This is a genomic window from Pseudomonas sp. DE0010 (assembly GCF_007680745.1).
GTDB classification, from domain to species: domain Bacteria; phylum Pseudomonadota; class Gammaproteobacteria; order Pseudomonadales; family Pseudomonadaceae; genus Aquipseudomonas; species Aquipseudomonas parafulva_B.
Genome location: NZ_VEJQ01000192.1, coordinates 1 through 280, shown reverse-complemented (window position 1 = coordinate 280; position 280 = coordinate 1). Strand labels below are relative to the sequence as shown.

Annotated in this window: 1 protein-coding gene; it reads right to left on the bottom strand. The window is 63.6% G+C overall.

The annotated features are described in order from the left end of the window. A partial coding sequence (locus tag FS767_RS22205; RefSeq protein ID WP_144968247.1) for a DUF1145 domain-containing protein occupies positions 1-235 on the bottom strand: 235 nt, incomplete at its 3' end. Positions 236-280: the final 45 nt, after the last annotated feature.

The following is a 280-nucleotide window of genomic DNA, read 5'->3' as shown; positions in this document are numbered from 1 at the left end:
GCCGATGAAAGGTGCCAAAGGTCAGCAGGCTCAGGCGGTCGAGCCAGGGATGGCGACGCAGGCGCAGGGCACGACGACTGGCGAAGACTTCACCCAGGTGCAGGAGCAGCAGGGCCAGGGCCACCAGGGCGAGCAATTGGGGGAAAGGACGAGCGAGAGGCAGAGCGATGGCGGCGGCTGCGGTGAGCCAGAACAGCAGGAGAAGGACTTTGCCGGTAAGGGACAGGGTTTTCATGGATTCCAGCAGGAGGACGAGATGGATCGGACCATAACGCCTGGA